The sequence below is a fragment of the Oceanobacter antarcticus genome (assembly GCF_044962685.1).
GTDB classification, from domain to species: Bacteria; Pseudomonadota; Gammaproteobacteria; order Pseudomonadales; family Oceanobacteraceae; genus Oceanobacter; species Oceanobacter antarcticus.
The window spans coordinates 1-18,709 of sequence record NZ_JBBKTX010000003.1 but is presented as its reverse complement, the minus strand read 5'-3'; the positions used below and the strand labels follow the sequence as shown (position 1 = coordinate 18,709).

Below are 18,709 nucleotides of genomic sequence, written 5' to 3'. Positions count from 1 at the left end.
TTCTGTGTCTATAGTTAAGTGCAATCTGTCCAGAACTCACCGTCGTGGGTTCATTTACGATGGGATGTGTCTTAACGAATGTATTTGCTGTGTCTGTTCCGGAATTCATTCCCATATCATTGGCTGCTATTGAGTCGCCGTTTGCTGCTCGGTGGCATCCGGAGTGTGGGCATGGTCGGGGTATTGGCGATGTTTGCTGCTCCAGTATATCTGGTGGCCGATCGGGAAGACTGGGTACCCGATGCTTTGATTCAGCAAGCACGAAATGAATACGGTCGACGTGCCATGTATCGGATGGAGCGTTGGCGCGACATGATGCACGATGCGGCAGATCTCAAAGACGAAAAGGATATTCTTGAGGAGGTAAACGATTTTTTTAACAGCGAAATTCCTTTTCGCGATGACCTCAAGCACTGGCAACGAATCGACTATTGGGCAACGCCATATGAGTCGCTGGTCACCGATGGTGGTGATTGCGAGGATTACGTGATTGCCAAGTATTACAGTCTGCTACGGTTGGGAGTCAGTAGTAGCAAACTGCGTATCACCTATGTCAAGGCGCTGGACTACAACCAGGCCCATATGGTGCTGACCTATTTTTCCGCGCCGGGTGTTATTCCTGTTGTACTGGACAACCTCACCTCCAGAATCCGGCCAGCGACCGAGCGAAAAGATCTTAAGCCGGTTTACAGCTTTAATGGCGACGGCATGTGGCTGGCCAAAATGAAGGGCGAGGGTGTGCGCCTTGGCAGCTCGAACCAACTTGACCTCTGGACGGATTTGCGTATTCGCATGGCCCGTATCGGTATGGATCTGTAAGGAATTTAACCATGACGCTTCGACAACAGTTTTCCCTTCTCACCAGCGCCCTTGTGATCGTGCTGCTGGCAGGCAGCTTGCTGCTGACGGTCAAGAATGGCCGAGATGGCTTTCAGCAGCAGTTGAACGCCCGCGCCTACGATGCTGCCACCTCGCTGGCGCTATCGATGTCTGGTGTCGAGGAGTTGGATCCGGTGGAGCTGTCACGTCAAATCGACGCGCTTTTTGATCGGGGCTTTTTTGCCGATATCACCTTTACCGGCGTTGGCGGCAACGAAATCCATCGCCGTGCCCGCCAGGCTTTGTCCGAGGCACCAGCGCCACAATGGTTTATGACCAAAGTGACGTTTGACATGCTTCCCGCAGAAACCGATGTCATGGTCGGTTGGCAGCAGCTGGGCACGGTACGGGTTAGCAGTCACACTGACTTTGCCTATCGGGATATGTGGAACATGGTAAAGGCAGAAGCCATCTGGTTTGCGCTGGTATTGCTGGTCACTCTGGTATTGCTACACATGCTGCTGGGCTGGTTGTTCAAGCCGGTGATACGGGTAGAGCAACAGGCGCTGGCCATTTGTGAGCGCGATTGGCAAATACAGGAAAATATTCCCAGAGCCAGAGAGCTGCGGCGCATGGTGTTGGCGATGAATAAAATGGTCAGCAAATTACATGCACTGTTTACCGAACAGTCAGCCACCACCGAGCGTTTACGGCAGGAGTCATTTCACGATGCCGCCACTGGGTTGCTTAATCGTCGCGGTTTTGATCAGCGGCTGGAACATGTATTACAAGGCACTGATGAGCACAGTGGCGTACTGATGCTGCTGCAAGTCGAACATTTTGCTGAATATAACCAGCGTGAAGGCCGACAGGCCGGAGACGATGTGATCCAGCTGGTGGCGCAATCGCTGCAACAATGGCATCTGGAATATCAGAACAGTGTCTGCGGACGCCATGCCGGTGCCGATTTCGCATTGTATGCGCCTTGTGCCAGCCGTGGCCACGCCGACGAACTGCTTCAAAGCGCCTTTGGTCAGCTGGCAACCACGGCGCTGAATCAGCGAACCGGGCTGAATTTTCACCTTGGAGGGGTATTTTTACAGGGTGATCAGGATGTACTGGGCAGTGCGCTGAGCCGTGCAGATGCCGCCTTGCGACAGGCACAACGTCATTCCCACGCCCGCGCAATTCTCTATCAGGAAGATCGCGCCAGCCAGCCGGAACTGACCGGTGGGCAGTGGTCGGCATTACTCAAATCCGTGTTGCAAAACAACCATCTCAGCTTGCAATTTATGCCAGTGATAAAGGCGCGTGGCGATGCTCGGGAACTGCTGCAACTGGAGGTGTACAGTCGTATTGAGCGGGATGGACAGAGCATGTCTGCAGCCCGGTTCTGGCCGATGGTAGAACAACACCAAATGGCCGCTGCGTTTGATATATCGGTTATCCGCAAGGTCATGCTGATGCTGCAGAATGAACCCTTGAAGTCGAATGCTCGCATTTGTATTAATCTTTCACCGGCATCTGTGATTGATAATGCCTTTCATCAGGATCTGGTTCAGCTGATACGCCAATATCCTCAGCAGGCCCATTTTCTGGCGCTGGAAGTACCGGAATATTGTGTTCGTAATGCAGAAGCCGAGCTGGTGCGATTAGCAGGTATCGTCCGTCCATTTGGTGTTGTACTGGGAATCGATCAGGTTGGTACCGGTACGGTGGCGTTCTCGTACATGAAGCGTCTGCCGCTGGAGTATGTCCGTATTGATGGCAGCCTTAACCGGGGTTTGCATTTGGCTCAGGATCAACGCTTTTTTATTCAGTCGATGATTCAAATCGGCCACAAGCTGGATTTACTGGTGTTGGGTGAAGGGGTTGAAGTTGAAGCCGATGTAGACGAACTCGGACAAAGCGGCATCGATGGCATCAGTGGTTATTATTATTCACGCCCATTTGGCAGCCTTGCCGGGGTAGAACAGTGGCTGGAAGAATCGGATTCCTGAGCACTTATCGTAATCGCAAGGGCAGGAGACATTCAACGTCGTTCTGTGGACAACCTGGCTTATCTTGGTTGTCCGTGATGGTGGAAATATTTGAGTGAAAAGGGTCCATTGAACGGCGTTTTTGATTAGGCAGGCTTACACTAACTCTTTAATAATAAAATTATTTCCAAGATAAGCACCCTGATCAATATAGAGTCTGTTTCCCAGTTGAAGCTCCCCTTCATGAATATTATGCCCATGAACAATAAGATCTATATCCGAAACAACAAAATCATCTTTTTTCTGAAAACTTGAACGAGACCAAATTGCCCGAAAAATTTCTTCTTCTGAAAGGTCGGTAATATCCAGCCAACTGGAGCAAGAGTAATCGGCATGTATAACGCCATATTTCAGGCCGCTTTTGCTGGTTACTTCAATCGCTAACGGCATTTTCTCTATCTGATTGAACCATGCAGCCCAGTCACCGGGATCGGTTGAGACAATCCAGTCTCCACCATTTGAAATCCAGGTGAGTCGATGTTCACTGTTTTTATACTTTAACGCGCTTAACATCAAATATTCGTGATTGCCAAGAACAGAAAAAAACCAATCCTGATTCATTAAATCCAGCGCAAGCGATGACTCTGGGCCTCGGTCAATCAGATCACCTACACAGATTAAGCGATCTCTTGAAAAGTCGAAACTGATTTTTTCCAGTTGGTCAAAAAGTTTTGTAATATGGCCATGAATATCACCAACAGCGAAGTCTCGGCCCAAAGTATTGGTTTTAAGAGATAAAAGCCTGGTGAATTTGTACATGTGCAACTCCCATTGTGAAGTCGGGTAAATTGATCATCAGGGATGTCAGTTCTTACTGCTGGAACCAAACCTGGCAATGTGGGCCAAAGTGAGTATAAAAATAAACATAAATGCATTGGCGGGTATCTGAAGATTAAAATCTGACAGAGCATGTACAGCCATAGCTAATATCCCCATCAGTGCAGCAAAACCCATCCCCCTGTGCAGATCGCTTTTCCTCGATTTCATGGCAATCAATGCATGCCTGAGTGAGTTTATTACTATAAAAACAAGAGCGATAAATGCCGGTAATCCATATTCAGCAAGAAATTGAAGATAATCATTGTGAGCCTGCATAGTTGTTCCCTGTGTTTTATATTCAGGAACCTTGTATTGAGGAAAAACGTAAGCAAAGGAACCTGCGCCGGTTCCCAAGAGAGGATTATCCTTCCACATTGCAAAGCTGCTTTCGTTCATTTCGTCACGATATTCTGTTTCAGAAGATGTATCGGCTATCCGCTGCGCAATTTTATCAAACCCGAAAAAGACACCTACAATAGCGATATCAATAATAATCAGGCTAACAACCAGCTTTACTAACAGGTGAGGACGGGGCTTCATAAGAATCAGTGCAATAAAAGACGCCGCTGTTAATGAGGCCAAGAAAGAGGCATTCCCCATTCTTGATTTTGTCAATACAAGACCAATTGCCAAAGATATCAATACCAATCTTATTAAAAATCGATCGCTTATGATAAAGGCAAGTGTATTTCGTAATGTATGACGCCATCCTCTGCTTTGGCTGTCTCGATAAGACAAAATATATCCAAGTCCGATTGAAATAGACATTGTCAGATAAGATGCCAAATGATTTCTGTTTATAAATGTGCCTGTAGCGACATTGCGATAATGTTCTTTTTCAATAAAAAAACCATATTCAATACCAGATAACACCATGAAACTGCCATAGGCTGCCTGAAAACCAGCAGAAACAATCACAACGTAAACGGAAAGTTTGAGATTTCTAGGGTCTTTGAGAATAATCAGAGAATTTACAAAGAAAACCAGCAGGCTCATGCCCTTGATGAAGGCTACAAAAGAATCCGAAGTGGCTAAGGACATACCAGAAACAATCTGAATCAGAACCCATAGCTGAACCAGGGTAAGCGCAGTGATGGTTGGCATACACCTCTGGAGTAAGAGCGCACATTCAGTTTTCGGAATATGGATGCTGTTGTATCTAGCAGGATTATCCAGCAATTTCCAGAAAATTACAGTATTCAGAAGTGCCAAGAGAGGCCATGCCCACAGGGTATTTCCACCGAAAGGCAAAGGCAGCAATGCTAGTAATAGAAAATATAATACAGGGTGCACTAGACGCAAACCCATTTGATGGACAGGAAATTGAAAAATGGCCCCTCAAATCGTGAGGAGCCATTCAGGAACCAAAGACTGATAAAAATCAGGCAGGGCTTACGTTTCCAGTACCACCGGTTGGGGGATTGTTTCCGGAGTTGCCGTTGCCGTTGCCGTTGCCATTGGCATTACCACCAGCGCCAGTTGCGGCGTTGTTGGTGGCAATGGCGGTACCCGCTGTAACAATTCCAGGAGCAAAACCAACAGATGCCGCAGCTGATGCAACTACCGCAGCAGATTGGCCACTGCTAACAACACCGGCAACCACAGTGACGGCCGGGATGCCGGCAGAGGTCGCTGCCTGCATGACAGCAGCAACTGATACGTTATTGGCAACAGCAGCCTGAGTTACACCGGCAATGGCATCGATAGCGCTGACACCGTCGATTTGCATCACTGCAGCCATCACATCGTTAACGCTGACACCCGCCTCCAGAGCAGCTGCGGTAGCAGTTTCGATAACAGTTACTGGCGAAACACCAGAAGCAATAACGGCAGCAATAATATCAGTGGCACTGTAACCAGCAGCAGCCAGTTCAGCGGCCAGTTCAGCGTCACAAGCACCTCCACAGTCGGCAGAAGCTTGCAAGTACGCATCTCCCAACGACATGGTAGACAGATAGTCGGTGATAGCAGCGGAGGCAGTCATGCTGCTCAGGCCGATGATGGCACCCAGTAGAATTTTGCGCATGGTCGTAATCCCTGTGAATTAAAAAGTCTTGGCAAGTGTACCCAGCAGTAATGCGTGTGAAAAGTGAAGTTACAAAAAATATCTACAATTTGGGTGACAATTGTCCGATTACTTTGTGAATGCTTGGTTTTCTGTGCTGATTGTCTGACTGTTGGGCATGAGCTAAACTGCAAATGTGTTATATGCGCAGCGACTAAGAGCCTGTTGGACTTAGGCGTTCGTCGCTAGGAAGGACTGGTTTGAGCGATTTCGCGCAAAAAAAGAGCCGAATCAATCGGGACATCTTGACACAGAATCAGACGAACATGGGGTTACACAATCTTACACTGGGCTGTAATTTTCTTTATACTGGCGGTCAGATAACGTGTGGCGCTAACCAAGAACGATGATTTGCTGGAGCTGGTAGGTGAAAGTACTTTGCCAGAATTGGGGTGGGTACATGTATGGGAGAAGCAATGCGGTGCAATCAGGTTGTCTGGCAATCCTTCCCGGTAAATAAAAAAACGCGCTCGCAGCTACTTGGCCAGCGTCCTTGCGTGCTTTGGTTTACCGGATTAAGTGGTTCCGGCAAATCGACCATCGCGGGGGCCGTAGAAAGCATGTTGGCCGAACGCTTGCTTCATACCTACCTGATGGATGGAGACAATGTGCGTCACGGCTTGTGTGGTGACCTTGGTTTCAGTGATGCCGACCGAGCAGAAAATATTCGCCGCGTAGGCGAAATAGCAAGCCTGATGATAGATGCCGGGCTTATAGTGCTCACCGCTTTCATTTCGCCATTCTGTAGTAACCGCAACATGGTTCGTGCCAGGTTTGAAGAGGGTGACTTCATTGAAATACATATAGATACCCCTTTGTCGATCTGTGAATCTCGGGATTCAAAAGGGCTTTATAAAAAAGCGCGTGCAGGAGAAATCAGCAACTTCACTGGTATAGACTCACCATACGAAGCCCCGGAAACCCCGGAAATCCACATCCAGAACTACAATATCAGCGTTCAGATGGCCGCAGAACAGGTCATAGACTACTTGAGTCAAAATGGTTACTTCTAATCAAAAAGCAGTGTGCCTGCTCTGTCTGCCGAGCCAGAGTCAAAGCTGTGAGAATTGAACGTTCTTACTACCCATGAGTAAAAAGAATGGTCAGTTGTTACAGTCACTTACAAAAGGTTGGCAGTGGGGGGGGAATGATGCACAATGCCGACTCGTTTTTGAGGGTCAACTTCTGCGGCTGTTGCCACTATGCAGCTTGCATAGGCCGCTCTCAAATCAGGAATACTGCAAACGTTTAGGAACAGTTGGACGTGAACAAACTTGAGGTGCAGTGCACAGGATTTTCTAATACTTCTCTCTATGCGTTGATGGGTGGCGGCCAGCAGCTATTTTCCTGCTCGAGAGCGTTTCCATGTTAAGAATCTTGTTGCTCTTTATCGCCACCCTCTGTTTGATTGGCCTGAACTATTGGTCGTTTACCGGCATTTTTAACGACAGAAACATTGTATTTCGCTATCTGAATTATTTTGGTTATTACATTCCGATACTTGCCTTGTTTATAACCATCGCCGGATTCTGCTTTTCACGTTATCGATCGGTGAGAGCCCTGTTAATCTTGCTGTTGTTGCCAACGGCAACTATCCCTTATTACCTGGCAACGGCAGATTTTGGTGGTAAAGCGCAGTCGAATCTTCCTGATAATAGCCAATCTCTCTCCTCTCTTACTCTGAGTTTTGTAACGTTCAGCAAAATGTCACGTAACAACAATTACTCTGAGATTGCAAAAATCCTCGACTGCCAAAAATACGATGTCATTGTTGTTCAGGAAATTTCAGACCTTGACAAGGTACTGGCGGCAAAACCTGAAATTGCTGAGCATTGTCATTATGCTTACGCCGGTATGCCTGAAAAATTCCTGACAATTTTTAGCAAGTACCCGATCAGTGATGCGAGTGCAGATCAAATAGCCAACGTCAATATGTTCAGGGTTTCTCTGCCAGGACAAAATATTAATGTATTGACAACGCGTCTGGCTAAAACCTTTGATGATAGAGGGCTTGAAACACAACGTCGCCAGGTTGAACAACTAGCCCTGTTAGTCGAAAACCTTTCCGGAGCTACGATTCTGGCGGGTGACTTCAACTCTACTCCTCATAACTATCCGATATTCAAAATAAAGCAGCATATGACTTATGCTTCTCCTGAAGGTTTTTTTATGTCCACGTTTACTTTCCCAGCAGATGGCAGACGTTTGGGTATTCTTGGCGCATTAATTCGTATTGATCATATTTTTTACAAAAACGTGGTGCTAAATTCAGTTGAAGTTATGAAAAATAACTTCGGGTCAGACCATTATCCAGTGCATGCTCTATTTACCATACCGATTATGGCGGCGACCGTTCAGCAATCCAAAGGACTAGGGGAATAAAATGGGTAATAATCCGGAAATAAGCATTATTTTGGTTTCCTATAACACACGTGAATATACCCTGCGTGCGTTAAAAACCGTTTTTGAAGAAACTCATGATACCCGCTTTGAGGTAATTCTGGTTGATAACGACTCCAAAGACGGATCATTGGAAGCCGTTCAAAAAACATATCCACAAGTTCAGGCATACGCTAGTGGCGGTAATCCTGGTTTTGCTGGTGGAGTAAAATTTGGTGTAGATCGCTCCAAAGGCGAGCTGGTTTTACTTTTGAATCCGGATACTCTGGTAACAGAGCGAGCCATTGACCGACTGGTGGATTTTGCTCATAAACATCCGAGTAATGGTATCTGGGGAGGGGTTACCCTCAATAATGACCACACGGTCAATACTCAGCATGCCTGGGCCCGTCATGATTTTCTGTCCCTTCTGTTCAGCGCTATGGGGCTGAGTAAAATTTTCAGAAAAAGCTGTTTTTTCAATAAAAACAACTATGGTTGTTGGGATCGCACAACCGTCAAAGAGGTTGACATTCTATCAGGATGTTTTTTCCTGACCCCACGTAAACTGTGGGATCAGTTGGGTGGTCTGGATCCTTCTTTCTTTATGTATGCCGAAGAAGCCGATTATTGCTTGCGCGCCAAAAAACTGGGCTATCAACCAATTGTCACCCCGGATGCCCGTATCGTGCATCATGGTGGTGTTAGTCATGACAATTTTTCATCCAAGCTGATCAAACTGTTGCGTGGCAAGGTAGAACTGATTTTGCGACATGACTCCGAATTCAAACAGGCTATCTACATCAAACTGCTGTATTTATATGTTGTTAATAAACTGATGGCATCGGCTCTGATGAAGAAAGGCTCTGATGAACATCAGGAATGGCAAAAAGTGTTTAACGAACGCCATGTCTGGATGAAAGGATATCGCTAATCATGTCTGATAAAAAAATTTTGGCCGTATCTTCCAGTGGTGGGCACTGGATTCAGCTCCAGCGTTTGCGGTTTGACTTGCTCGACAAGCACCAAACCTCCTATATGGGTACGGCTATTGGCATGCAAGATCTTGTTGAAGGCAAGCCTTTTTTTGTGGTGCAGGATTGTAATATTAATGAGCCGCTAAATACGCTGCGATGTTTTTTTCAGGTGCTGTCTGTCGTACGCAAGGTTCGACCAGACTTTATTGTATCGACAGGGGCTGCTCCAGGGCTATTGACTCTTCTTGCTGGGAAATTAACTGGAGCAAAAACGATCTGGATCGACAGCTTGGCGAATACAAAAAAATTGTCCGTGTCCGGAAAGTTGGCTGGTTACTTTGTCGATCTATGGCTAACTCAGTGGCCAGAGTTGGGGGCATCAGGCAATGGTAAAAAAGGTCCAGAGTATAAAGGGCAATTGATATGATTTTTGTCACGGTTGGAACACAATTGCCATTCGATCGGCTTCTCGACTGGGTCTCTGAAGCTTTGGCCGCGCTAGGAATTGATGAAGAATGTATTGCCCAGGTTGGCGAAACGGACAAAAACTGGGCTGGTATTCATAAAATATCAAGCGTCAGTACCTCTGAGTTTTCCGAGTTGATCGAAAGAGCTCGCTTGGTCATCGCCCATGCTGGCATGGGCACCATTATCCAGTGCGCCTCAATTGGCAAACCTTTGATCATTGTTCCCAGATTGAGTCGGTTTGGTGAGCATCGAAATGATCACCAAGTGGATACCGCAGAGAAATTTTCATCCTCTCTGATTCAGGTGATTTCCGACAGAGAGCAGTTGATCAAGTGTGTAAATAATATGCTGCAGGATGAGGTTGTTTCAGGAAAAAATGCATTTACAAAAAGCAGTGCATTAGGATGCTTTTTGTCGGATTACATCGACGGCTGTGATGAAAATTCCCGGCAGCCAAACGAATAATAGTTGGTGAACAATGAAGAAGAAAATCTGGTGGTTTATACATGTTGTTTTTCGTGGACTTATTCTGGATGTGCGAATCTGGTATTTTCGAAAGATATTAGGAATGCACATAGGGAAAGGTGTAAAAATATCACTGAATGCCAAATTGGATAAAACCAATCCAAAAGGTGTATATATTGATGATGATACATATGTTGCATTCGATGCGGCTATTCTTGCACATGACATGTCCCGTCTTGTTCACAAGGACGTTAAAATAGGGAAGCGTTGTTTTATTGGCGCCAGATCTATTATTTTGCCAGGTGTGAATATTGGGGATGAGGTGGTTGTTGCTGCGGGGACGGTGGTGACAAAGGATGTCCCTGATAATGTAGTTGTTGCAGGGAATCCGGCGAAAGTTATACGTTCGGTTAAAACTGGAAAGCTTGGTATTATCCGGGAAGTCTGATTTTGATTAATTTAACGTTTGGTATTATATATGCCGGTTTCTAGATTGAAAGTTTTTCTTTTTCTTTTTCTTGTTTTTTCATTTATACCGAATGAAGCTTATTTGTCTATCGGTGGTGTGCGTTTTGAAGCCTATAGAATTCTGTTGATATTCTACTTTTTTGCTGCCGTCGGTGACCTTGCTCGGGAGAAAATGCAGTTTTTTGAAAAAATGCTTTTCTGTTATTGTTTGTGGTGCAGCTTGTCATTTATGTATATATATGGTGTTGGCGGGATTCAAACGTCACTTATACAGTTTCTGGAAATGTATATGGTCTACTTCATGGGAAGGATGTACACTCTGAGAGCTGGTTGGTATGGGTTGATAAAGTTTCTGAAAATTATTGGGGCTTTCTTTATTTTGATGATTCCCCTTGCTGTGTATGAAAGTCAAACAGGGAATCGCATTACCCATTCTGTTGTGGGGGCTATATTTGGGAATTACGCAGCTAGTTTTGCAGGGTATAATTATTTCAGGATGGGCGTTTTTCGTAGTAGTGTTATTTTTGCTCATCCAATTCTTTATTCAGTTATTGCATTTTCAATGTTGCTGCCAGTTTTATATGTTTTCAAAGGTGGACGTAGAAATATATATTTGTTTTCTTATGTTGTTGCTGGTTTTACTGCAATGACCTCTGCAGGATTTTTAATGCTTATTGTTCAGCTCGGGTTTGTTGTTCTTGAGAAAATATCGCTTAAAATTTCTTTATTTAAACGGATTTTTTACTTTTTAGTATTTGCTTTTCTTGTTTATTTGGAAGTATTTTCCAACCGTGGTGCACTGAAGTTTTTGATTATGTCGATTTCACTTGATCCCGTGACTGCTTTTACCCGTTATATTCAATGGGATCAGGCATGGGATGATATTATTGATAATCCTTTTTTTGGTATCGGTTTTGAAGAATGGAGCAGGCCATCATGGCTGGGTTATAGTATCGATAGTTATTGGCTGTTGGCCATGGTTAATAATGGTTTGGTCTCCATTGTATTCCTTAGTGCATTTTGGGTTGGGATGGTTCGTAATGTGTATACAATGTATAAAATGACAAATGATTTTGTATATTACATTTTTTTTGCTGTAGTCATGTCTTTGATATTTGCTGCGTTTACGGTTGATTTGTTCGATAGAGCACAAACGCTTACTTATCTGTATTTTGGTATTATTTCTGGATTGATTACCAATCAAAAAAAATTAAAGCTTCAGGAGGGAAGTGATGGCGACAGGATCCGTTAAACAAGCAGGAATCTGGACATCTGTTCAACAATTTGGCAGCCAGGTTTGCTTTATGCTAGTTACTGTTTTTCTTGCTCGATTGTTATCACCAGAGGACTTTGGGCTGGTGGCAATGGTTACTGTTATTATTGGTTTTATCAGCTATCTGTCTGAGCCTGGTATTATCAATTATATAGTTAAGAATAATTATAGTGACAAGGTTGTTGAAGATACTGCATTCTGGCTTGGTTTGATGTTGGGGGGGGGGGTATATTTTCTGGTATATATACTCTCTCCTGTTATTGCCTGGTTTTTTTCTGAAGCTGAATTGACGGATCTCACACGTGTATTATCTCTCTCCATTATTTTTAATAGTTTTGGCTTTGTGTCCATTGCCATTAGGCAAAAGAATCTAGATTACATGTCTGTTTCTATAATAAGAATAATTTCTATTCTTGTGTCTGGTGCTATCGCGATTTATGCAGCATTTAATGAGTTTGATGCATATGCTATAGCCTTTTATTGGCTTGCATTATCTATTTGTACTGGGTTTGGAAGTTTTTTGTTACTTGGCTGGAGGCCAACTTCTCGTTTTGATAAAAAAGTAGCCACTGATATTCTTGTGTTTGGTAAGTCGATGGTAGTCATGAATATTATTAATAGTCTTTCTGAAAATCTGGACAAAATAATTATAGGTAAATTTGTAGGTTCTATGCAATTGGGAATATATTCAATGGCATACCGTATATCGAAGTATCCTTTGGAAAAATTCAGGCTGGTTGTTTTTAACGTTTTATTGCCAGTTTATTCACAGGTTCAGGGCCATAAGAATAAAGTGGCCATGGTCTGGGGCTCTGCTACTATATTTATTAGTTTGCTGTTTTTTTCATTCTCTGTGTTTTTGTATTATACGTCAGGTTTTTGGATTAGATTGTTACTCGGAGAACAATGGTCAGCTTGTGAACCTATTGTGAAAATTATTTCATTTTTTATTTTTTTCTGGGCTATTTCTTTAACAGATTTGCCTTTGCTCATTGTGTTAGAGAAAGTAGCTTTGTCTAATAAAATACGAACTGTTTTTCTTTTGATTGGTGGAATTGGTAGTTTTATTATTGCGTATTTTTATGGGGAGTTGATCTATGTGGCTTCATTTTACTTTGGCTCTCTGACGGTCGGGCTTATTATTGTTAAAATATATTGCTGGATGCAAATGAAAGATTCATTGACTGATTTTCTGAGTAATATTTCTGTTTCAGTTGTTGTTTTTTTTATAGTGTTGGTTTTGCCATTTAGACTTTATACTGATTTTAAAGTTGTTGTGTTTTCTGATGTCATGATCATTTTCTGTTGTTCATTTTTTCCGTCGATATTTGCTTTGATTATCCAACGATATTATATTTTCAGTTTTTTTCGCTCCGGAAGTTATCATTGAATTTTATAAAGGATTAAAAATGTTTGATTTTTATTTTTCAGTAATTAGCATTTTGTGTTGCTTCTTCGTTTCTTATTTGTTTTTTAATTCTGGTTTTCTTTCTATTCCTGAGTCTAATAATAGATTTAAATCAATAGATGGGCTTAGAGGGTTTTTAGCAATTTTAGTTATGTTGCACCATTTCGTTATCACTTATTATTGGCATTTTAGTGGGCGATGGGGAGATCCGACAGAAATTATTTATAAGAATTTTGGTAAGGTTGGTGTCTCTATGTTTTTTATTATAACTGGATTTCTTTTTATTTCTAAAATTATAAAGGTTGATGGGAAAGTTAACTGGATTCGACTCATGGAGACGAGGTTTTTTAGAATATTCCCTTTGTATTTTCTGATGGTGATTTTGATTTCTTTGGTTGTGTATCTGCGTGGTGGATTTGAATTCTTTAATTTTCATGATGTTTTTTCTGATTATTTATTGTGGCTTGTTTTTTTAGGTGGGGATATAAATTCTTTTTCTGGAACAAACTTGATCATTGCTGGTGTTGACTGGACGTTAAGATATGAATGGTTTTTTTACTTGTTATTACCATTGATATCTTTTTTAATTTATAGGGTTGTAGGAGTTTTTTTATTGTTTTTTGCTTTTCTTATTTTCTTGTTTTTTTCTCCTGTTGTTTTTGGTTTAAATAGCAAATATTTTGTTTTGTTTTATATTGGAGGGGGGGTTGCATTTTTATTCCATAAATTTGGTGATTATATTTCCCGACTAAATTTCTTGAATTCAAAGGCGTTCTCATTGTTCTTAGTATTGATAATTTATCTTGTGTTGACTAATAGGAACTCAATGGGTGTTTTTCAGATGTTTTTGATGGGATTGTTGTTTTTCTTTATAGCAGCAGGCTCTAGTATTTTTGGTGTGTTAAATTCAAGATATTCTATCTTGCTGGGGGAAATTAGTTATAGTATATATCTTTTGCATGGTTTCGTTTTATACTTGTTTTTTGGTTTTTTTGTGAATCCAGAATCTTATACTATATTTCAATACTCACTTTTTATGCCCGTTGTGGCATTGATTGTTGTTTTTTTGTCTGTTTTTTCGTTTAAATATATCGAATCGCCATTTGTGTCCTTGGGGCATAATGGATATTTCTCACGATTTTTGGTTGGTAAGTGAAATATACCTATGTTGATATTATGGCTTATGTTTCTTGGGGGGGCTGATGAATAATAAATTTGATGATGATGTTTTGGTTAGCGTTGTTATTGCTTTGTATAATGAGCAGAAATATATTGCGGAATCAATAGAAAGTATATTGTTGCAAACCTATCGTAATATCGAAATTTTGGTTTGTGATGATGGTAGTACTGATGATTCTGCAAAAATAGTCAAATCATTTTCCGATAATAGATTGTTGTATCTGTACCAGGAAAACCAGGGAAAGTCTGTTGCTCTGAATAATATGATATCAGTTGCCAAGGGGGAATATATCATTATGCAGGATGCTGATGATGTGAGTTTTCCTGATCGTATAGAAAAACTGTTGTCTCTTGCCATTAGGGAGAATGTTGATATTGTGCAGTCTGGTTATAATTTAATATTGGACGGCAAAGAAATAGCAGCTAAAGGAAAAATATTATCGGTTAATGAATGTCGAGCGCTTATCGAAGATTATCGTATTCCTGAGCACGATCCAACAATGTTTGTCAGACGCACAGTTGCACTAGATATAGGTTTTGATCCTGAATTACGTATTTGCCAAGGCATTGACTTTATTCTAAGAGTTGGAGAAAAATATCAGCATATCGTAACTGATTTAATACTTTATAAATATAGAATCCATGCTGGATCCATAACAAAAAGAAATATTACTCGACGTAATTTATTTTTAAAGATGGTAATGGATAAAACAAGAGTTCGGCGGGGGCTGTTGCCATTGACTGAAGAAGAGTTCGGGGCTAGATTTTCCCAGTCGACATCTTCTGATAATAATCTTAGTGGTCATTTTGTTGAAAGTACATATTACCTTTCCTCTAAGAGATATCATGTTTTTGCTATAAAGAATGCTATAGCTGCTTTTTCTTATTTTGGTATTTGTTCGGATGTTGTTAAATGCTGGCTGTATGCACTTACTCCTCCTGTTGTTAACAGGTGGGGGCGAAAAATTGTGGGCAGAGGCAAGTTATGATTTCTGGAGTAACTATGGATGTCAAAAAACAGGTTAGTGAGTATTCGTCTTGCGTCGTAACACCAGTGTTTGTCGATATTGGAAATAGTTTTATATCTGGTTGTTTGTATGACAGGCATGGTCATAAAATAGAAGAATCTGAACGTTTTGGTGGTTTTCATGGAGATCATTTTTTTAGCCAGAATGAAACTTTTATCAAGATTGAAGCTGATATTGAAACAAGGTTTGGCAATAGTATTTATTTGGGGCATTATATGCCGCATTATGGACATTTTATAACAGAAACACTATCTACTTTCTGGTATCTTGTTGAAAATCGGGATGTGAAATTTGATTGGTATGTTTTTCATGAATTTTCAATGGGTAATAAATTGACAGAAGCTTTTCTTGTTTGTCTGGACGTTTTTAGAATTCCCATGGAAAAAGTAGTTATTGTCGGTTCTGAAAATAAGATATTTGTCTGTGACAAGATGATAGTGCCTTCCCGATTGTGGAAACTCAATCATTCAGTTAATATTGCAACTAAAATCACTTATGATTTTATAGCTGAAAATATTCGTAACTGTTCTTCTGAAAGTGAATTGTTATATTCTGGTAAAAAGATTTATCTTTCGCGTCTTCGGCAGAGTATGAAAACTGCTAACCGTATTGTTGCCAATGAATATATTATTGAGCGTATTTTTGAGTCTTACGGGTTTGAGGTTGTATACCCGGAATCTCTTTCTTTCAGAAACCAGGTTTTACTGTATAGCAGTGCCAGCACAATTGCTGGTGCTTCCGGTAGTGCCTTACATAATTGCCTTTTTATGAGAAGTGGTTCAGTTGTGATCGAGTTACTTGATCCGAGATATAATAAACCCGCTCCCAATCAGGATATTTGTTTGCGTGCTTCATCAGCCAATTCACATTTCTATTCCAAATTGGCCATATCTGTTCTTGATTCTGCTATATTCTGGTATGATACAAAAGAAATGAAATGTTTTTTGTCCAGTATTTTTCCGGATGTTAGGCGGACTGGATATGATTTTAATTTTAGGATTTTATCTGGTGAATTAAAATTTGAGACTTTGTTTTTCTTGCGCTTTGTTAGAAAATATCTAGGCAAGTTGATCAAAAAAATAAGAATTTTATAGCAGGTGTTAATATGCTTTACCGATATGATATAAATGCACTTCGGGCTATTGCCGTTTTATCCGTGGTTGTTTTTCATTTTTCTCCAAATCTGTTGCCTGGTGGATTTGCTGGTGTGGATATTTTCTTTGTTATATCCGGTTTTTTAATGACTGGTATTATAATAAATAAGTTTGAGAAAAATCGATTTTCTATTGTCGAGTTTTACTTGGCTCGTGCAAATCGAATAATTCCAGCGCTTATTTTTCTATGTTTGACAGTGTTCTTGATTGGCTGGTTTTTTTTATTGCCCCTAGAATTCAAAAAGTTATCAAAACATATTATTTCCAGTCTTTTGTTCTTTTCCAATTTTTTGTATTTCAATGAGTCAGGTTATTTTGATGCCGTATCTCATGAAAAATGGTTGTTACATACATGGTCTCTTTCTGTAGAATGGCAATTTTATCTTATATATCCTTTGATTTTGGTTTTTATCAATAAATTTTTCGATTCCAAAATTATAAAGTGGATTCTGCTATTTTTTACAGTTATATCATTTGGATTTTCAATAGTGATTACTTATTTGGAACCTTCGGGGGCTTATTATTTGATTTTTTCTAGAGCTTGGGAGATGTTTGTCGGCGGTCTGGCTTTTGTCTTTCCATTTAAAAAATCATGCAAAACCAGAAATGTCATATTCTTGTTTGGTTTTGCTTTTATTATTATATCGGTTTTGTTCTTTTCTGAAAATGTGCCATGGCCAGGATATTTTGCAATTCTGCCCGTCATGGGAGCGTTTTTTATAATTGCTGCTGTTAGTGATTACAAATTTTTGAAATTCGGTATATTCCAGATTTTTGGTAAATGGTCTTATTCTATATATCTATGGCATTGGCCAATTGTGGTGGTAGGATATTTACTCGGATTTTCTGGATTTGGATGGGTTCTTCTGGGGCTTCTACTTTCATCATTTTTTGGCTTTCTAAGTTTCAGGTTTATAGAGAGTTTAAGATTTTCTGATACTTTGGAAATCAAAAAAGTATTATTTTCTCCTTTAATATTTTTATACTTTTTTATTATTTCTCTTGCTTTTTTTGCTTGGTTGAGTGGTGGGGAGTATGCTAGGTCATTTGTTGCTACTAATTCAATTGTTAATACAGCATTATCGAGCCCATATAGGAGTCGTTGCCATTCAAATGAGAATCGGCAAATCCTGGGCGGTTCTGTTTGTCAATATGGTGGTGAAAATATAAATTGGGCTATATTGGGTGATAGTCATATGGTTGAAATTTCATATGCATTGTCTGAAAGATTGAAAAAATCAAATGAAGGTGTTAAACACTATACCTTTTCTGCTTGTGTTCCTTCATTTGGCCAAAATCCTGATTTCAGCTCCTGTTCTAAATGGACTGATGCGGCAATATCAGATATTATAAATGATGATTCTATAACTGAAGTCTTCTTGGGGTACCATTACTCTGCTGCTCTTTTTGGTGATCACTTATCAGATTATCCAAATATTCCTGATGGCTCGTTTGCTTCTGATGACTATCGTTCTAAAGTTCTCAGTTCATTGTCTTTAACAATAGAAACTCTTTCTCGTTCGAAAAAATCCGTATATGTCTTATTGCCAATTCCTGAGCTTCCGGCCAGTGTTTCTGCGCTCATAAATAAATCTTATATTTTGGGTGCTGATGTCGGCAATGTGCAAGGTGCAAGTCTGTATTATTATAATAAGAGAAATGAAAAAATTCTGGAATTTTTTAAATCAGGTTCATATCTATCTAATGTACATTTCATTAATCCACTTGATGATTTTTGTTATGGTGATTCCTGTTGGGCTGTATATGGAAATGTTTCATACTATTTTGATGATGATCACCCATCTATAGCTGGTGGTGATAAAATTGTCCGAACTATGCTTGAAAAGTGACATGTAACTTAGCAACCCCTCGTCCCGCTGCTTGAGCGTAATTGTCCGTAAACGCTCAAACAACCGGAACGTGTCAACGTCATTTGAGCCAGTTTTTTAGTAAGCGCTCAATAAACCCCATCTAAAATCACTACTCAATTCATTCTAAGCTGTCTTCAAATTCTTCAAATTCTTCAAATTCTTCAAATTCTTCAAATTCTTCAAATTCTTCAACGAGACAGCTCATGACTAAATCCGAACAATGGCAGCAGCACATCAACCTTTGGCGTACCAGTGGTTTATCCCAGGTCGCCTTTTGCAAACAACACAACCTTGCTA

At 41.0% G+C, this 18,709-nt stretch carries 18 protein-coding genes; 15 read left to right on the top strand and 3 right to left on the bottom strand.

Features of this window, described 5'->3' with window-relative positions; all coding sequences use genetic code 11:
• The first annotated feature begins 171 nt into the window (after positions 1 to 171).
• Both WG929_RS02950 and WG929_RS02945 read left to right on the top strand, forming a co-directional pair.
• On the top strand, positions 172 to 819 hold the full coding sequence (locus tag WG929_RS02950) for a transglutaminase-like cysteine peptidase (RefSeq protein WP_369855146.1): 648 nt from the start codon (positions 172 to 174) through the stop codon (positions 817 to 819).
• An 11-nt stretch (positions 820 to 830) separates the two neighbouring features.
• Positions 831 to 2,819, top strand: a complete 1,989-nt coding sequence (locus WG929_RS02945; RefSeq protein ID WP_416204826.1) for a bifunctional diguanylate cyclase/phosphodiesterase — start codon at positions 831 to 833, stop codon at positions 2,817 to 2,819.
• 135 nt (positions 2,820 to 2,954) lie between these two features.
• On the opposite strand, the gene WG929_RS02940 is transcribed toward WG929_RS02945, so the two are convergent.
• From WG929_RS02940 to WG929_RS02930, 3 genes are all read right to left on the bottom strand, one after another.
• Positions 2,955 to 3,617: a metallophosphoesterase gene (locus WG929_RS02940; RefSeq protein ID WP_416204825.1), complete on the bottom strand. Its 663-nt coding sequence runs from the start codon at positions 3,615 to 3,617 to the stop codon at positions 2,955 to 2,957.
• Positions 3,618 to 3,662: 45 nt separating this feature from the next.
• Positions 3,663 to 4,781 (bottom strand): O-antigen ligase family protein, encoded by a 1,119-nt coding sequence (locus tag WG929_RS02935; protein WP_416204824.1) that lies wholly within the window; start codon positions 4,779 to 4,781, stop codon positions 3,663 to 3,665.
• Between the two features lie 277 nt (positions 4,782 to 5,058).
• Positions 5,059 to 5,703: a hypothetical protein gene (locus tag WG929_RS02930; protein ID WP_416204823.1), complete on the bottom strand. Its 645-nt coding sequence runs from the start codon at positions 5,701 to 5,703 to the stop codon at positions 5,059 to 5,061.
• Between the two features lie 443 nt (positions 5,704 to 6,146).
• On the opposite strand from WG929_RS02930, the gene cysC reads away from it, so the two are divergent.
• The 13 genes from cysC to tnpA form a co-directional block, all read left to right on the top strand.
• Positions 6,147 to 6,755 (top strand): adenylyl-sulfate kinase, encoded by a 609-nt coding sequence (gene cysC, locus WG929_RS02925; RefSeq protein WP_416204822.1) that lies wholly within the window; start codon positions 6,147 to 6,149, stop codon positions 6,753 to 6,755.
• Positions 6,756 to 7,107: 352 nt separating this feature from the next.
• Entirely contained in the window at positions 7,108 to 8,124 is a 1,017-nt protein-coding gene (locus WG929_RS02920; RefSeq protein ID WP_416204821.1) for an endonuclease/exonuclease/phosphatase family protein, read from the top strand.
• A gap of 1 nt (position 8,125) precedes the next feature.
• A complete protein-coding gene (locus tag WG929_RS02915; protein WP_416204820.1) occupies positions 8,126 to 9,055 on the top strand; it encodes a glycosyltransferase family 2 protein in 930 nt (309 codons plus the stop codon).
• Between the two features lie 2 nt (positions 9,056 to 9,057).
• Positions 9,058 to 9,525: a UDP-N-acetylglucosamine--LPS N-acetylglucosamine transferase gene (locus WG929_RS02910; RefSeq protein ID WP_416204819.1), complete on the top strand. Its 468-nt coding sequence runs from the start codon at positions 9,058 to 9,060 to the stop codon at positions 9,523 to 9,525.
• Entirely contained in the window at positions 9,522 to 10,031 is a 510-nt protein-coding gene (locus tag WG929_RS02905; RefSeq protein WP_416204818.1) for a glycosyltransferase, read from the top strand. The genes WG929_RS02910 and WG929_RS02905 overlap by 4 nt, the downstream gene beginning before the upstream one ends.
• A gap of 13 nt (positions 10,032 to 10,044) precedes the next feature.
• The gene (locus WG929_RS02900; protein WP_416204817.1) at positions 10,045 to 10,479 is read left to right on the top strand and encodes an acyltransferase; all 435 of its coding nucleotides are present in this window, start codon (positions 10,045 to 10,047) and stop codon (positions 10,477 to 10,479) included.
• Positions 10,480 to 10,524: 45 nt separating this feature from the next.
• Positions 10,525 to 11,751 (top strand): O-antigen ligase family protein, encoded by a 1,227-nt coding sequence (locus WG929_RS02895; protein WP_416204816.1) that lies wholly within the window; start codon positions 10,525 to 10,527, stop codon positions 11,749 to 11,751.
• Complete coding sequence (locus tag WG929_RS02890; RefSeq protein WP_416204815.1) at positions 11,732 to 13,162, top strand: oligosaccharide flippase family protein; 1,431 nt, start codon at positions 11,732 to 11,734, stop codon at positions 13,160 to 13,162. Before WG929_RS02895 ends, WG929_RS02890 begins: the two co-directional genes overlap by 20 nt.
• Before the next feature lie 19 nt (positions 13,163 to 13,181).
• Positions 13,182 to 14,336 (top strand): acyltransferase family protein, encoded by a 1,155-nt coding sequence (locus WG929_RS02885; RefSeq protein ID WP_416204814.1) that lies wholly within the window; start codon positions 13,182 to 13,184, stop codon positions 14,334 to 14,336.
• Positions 14,337 to 14,382: 46 nt separating this feature from the next.
• Positions 14,383 to 15,348 carry a glycosyltransferase family 2 protein gene (locus WG929_RS02880; protein ID WP_416204813.1) on the top strand — a complete coding sequence of 322 codons (966 nt, stop codon included), beginning with the start codon at positions 14,383 to 14,385 and terminating at the stop codon, positions 15,346 to 15,348.
• A 14-nt stretch (positions 15,349 to 15,362) separates the two neighbouring features.
• Positions 15,363 to 16,481 (top strand): glycosyltransferase family 61 protein, encoded by a 1,119-nt coding sequence (locus WG929_RS02875; protein WP_416204812.1) that lies wholly within the window; start codon positions 15,363 to 15,365, stop codon positions 16,479 to 16,481.
• A gap of 11 nt (positions 16,482 to 16,492) precedes the next feature.
• Positions 16,493 to 18,391: an acyltransferase family protein gene (locus WG929_RS02870; protein ID WP_416204811.1), complete on the top strand. Its 1,899-nt coding sequence runs from the start codon at positions 16,493 to 16,495 to the stop codon at positions 18,389 to 18,391.
• A 224-nt stretch (positions 18,392 to 18,615) separates the two neighbouring features.
• Positions 18,616 to 18,709, top strand: a 94-nt coding sequence (tnpA, locus tag WG929_RS02865) for an IS66 family insertion sequence element accessory protein TnpA (RefSeq protein WP_416205009.1), incomplete at its 3' end; no start/stop codon positions are given.

What these genes read in the sequence shown, in the direction of transcription:
- WG929_RS02950 (WP_369855146.1), top strand. Translation starts at nt 172, where the DNA reads ATGGTCGGGGTATTGGCGATGTTTGCTGCTCCAGTATATCTGGTGGCC.
- WG929_RS02945 (WP_416204826.1), top strand. Translation starts at nt 831, where the DNA reads ATGACGCTTCGACAACAGTTTTCCCTTCTCACCAGCGCCCTTGTGATC.
- WG929_RS02940 (WP_416204825.1), bottom strand. Translation starts at nt 3,617, where the DNA reads ATGTACAAATTCACCAGGCTTTTATCTCTTAAAACCAATACTTTGGGC.
- WG929_RS02935 (WP_416204824.1), bottom strand. Translation starts at nt 4,781, where the DNA reads ATGCCAACCATCACTGCGCTTACCCTGGTTCAGCTATGGGTTCTGATT.
- WG929_RS02930 (WP_416204823.1), bottom strand. Translation starts at nt 5,703, where the DNA reads ATGCGCAAAATTCTACTGGGTGCCATCATCGGCCTGAGCAGCATGACT.
- cysC (WP_416204822.1), top strand. Translation starts at nt 6,147, where the DNA reads ATGGGAGAAGCAATGCGGTGCAATCAGGTTGTCTGGCAATCCTTCCCG.
- WG929_RS02920 (WP_416204821.1), top strand. Translation starts at nt 7,108, where the DNA reads ATGTTAAGAATCTTGTTGCTCTTTATCGCCACCCTCTGTTTGATTGGC.
- WG929_RS02915 (WP_416204820.1), top strand. Translation starts at nt 8,126, where the DNA reads ATGGGTAATAATCCGGAAATAAGCATTATTTTGGTTTCCTATAACACA.
- WG929_RS02910 (WP_416204819.1), top strand. Translation starts at nt 9,058, where the DNA reads ATGTCTGATAAAAAAATTTTGGCCGTATCTTCCAGTGGTGGGCACTGG.
- WG929_RS02905 (WP_416204818.1), top strand. Translation starts at nt 9,522, where the DNA reads ATGATTTTTGTCACGGTTGGAACACAATTGCCATTCGATCGGCTTCTC.
- WG929_RS02900 (WP_416204817.1), top strand. Translation starts at nt 10,045, where the DNA reads ATGAAGAAGAAAATCTGGTGGTTTATACATGTTGTTTTTCGTGGACTT.
- WG929_RS02890 (WP_416204815.1), top strand. Translation starts at nt 11,732, where the DNA reads ATGGCGACAGGATCCGTTAAACAAGCAGGAATCTGGACATCTGTTCAA.
- WG929_RS02885 (WP_416204814.1), top strand. Translation starts at nt 13,182, where the DNA reads ATGTTTGATTTTTATTTTTCAGTAATTAGCATTTTGTGTTGCTTCTTC.
- WG929_RS02880 (WP_416204813.1), top strand. Translation starts at nt 14,383, where the DNA reads ATGAATAATAAATTTGATGATGATGTTTTGGTTAGCGTTGTTATTGCT.
- WG929_RS02875 (WP_416204812.1), top strand. Translation starts at nt 15,363, where the DNA reads ATGGATGTCAAAAAACAGGTTAGTGAGTATTCGTCTTGCGTCGTAACA.
- WG929_RS02870 (WP_416204811.1), top strand. Translation starts at nt 16,493, where the DNA reads ATGCTTTACCGATATGATATAAATGCACTTCGGGCTATTGCCGTTTTA.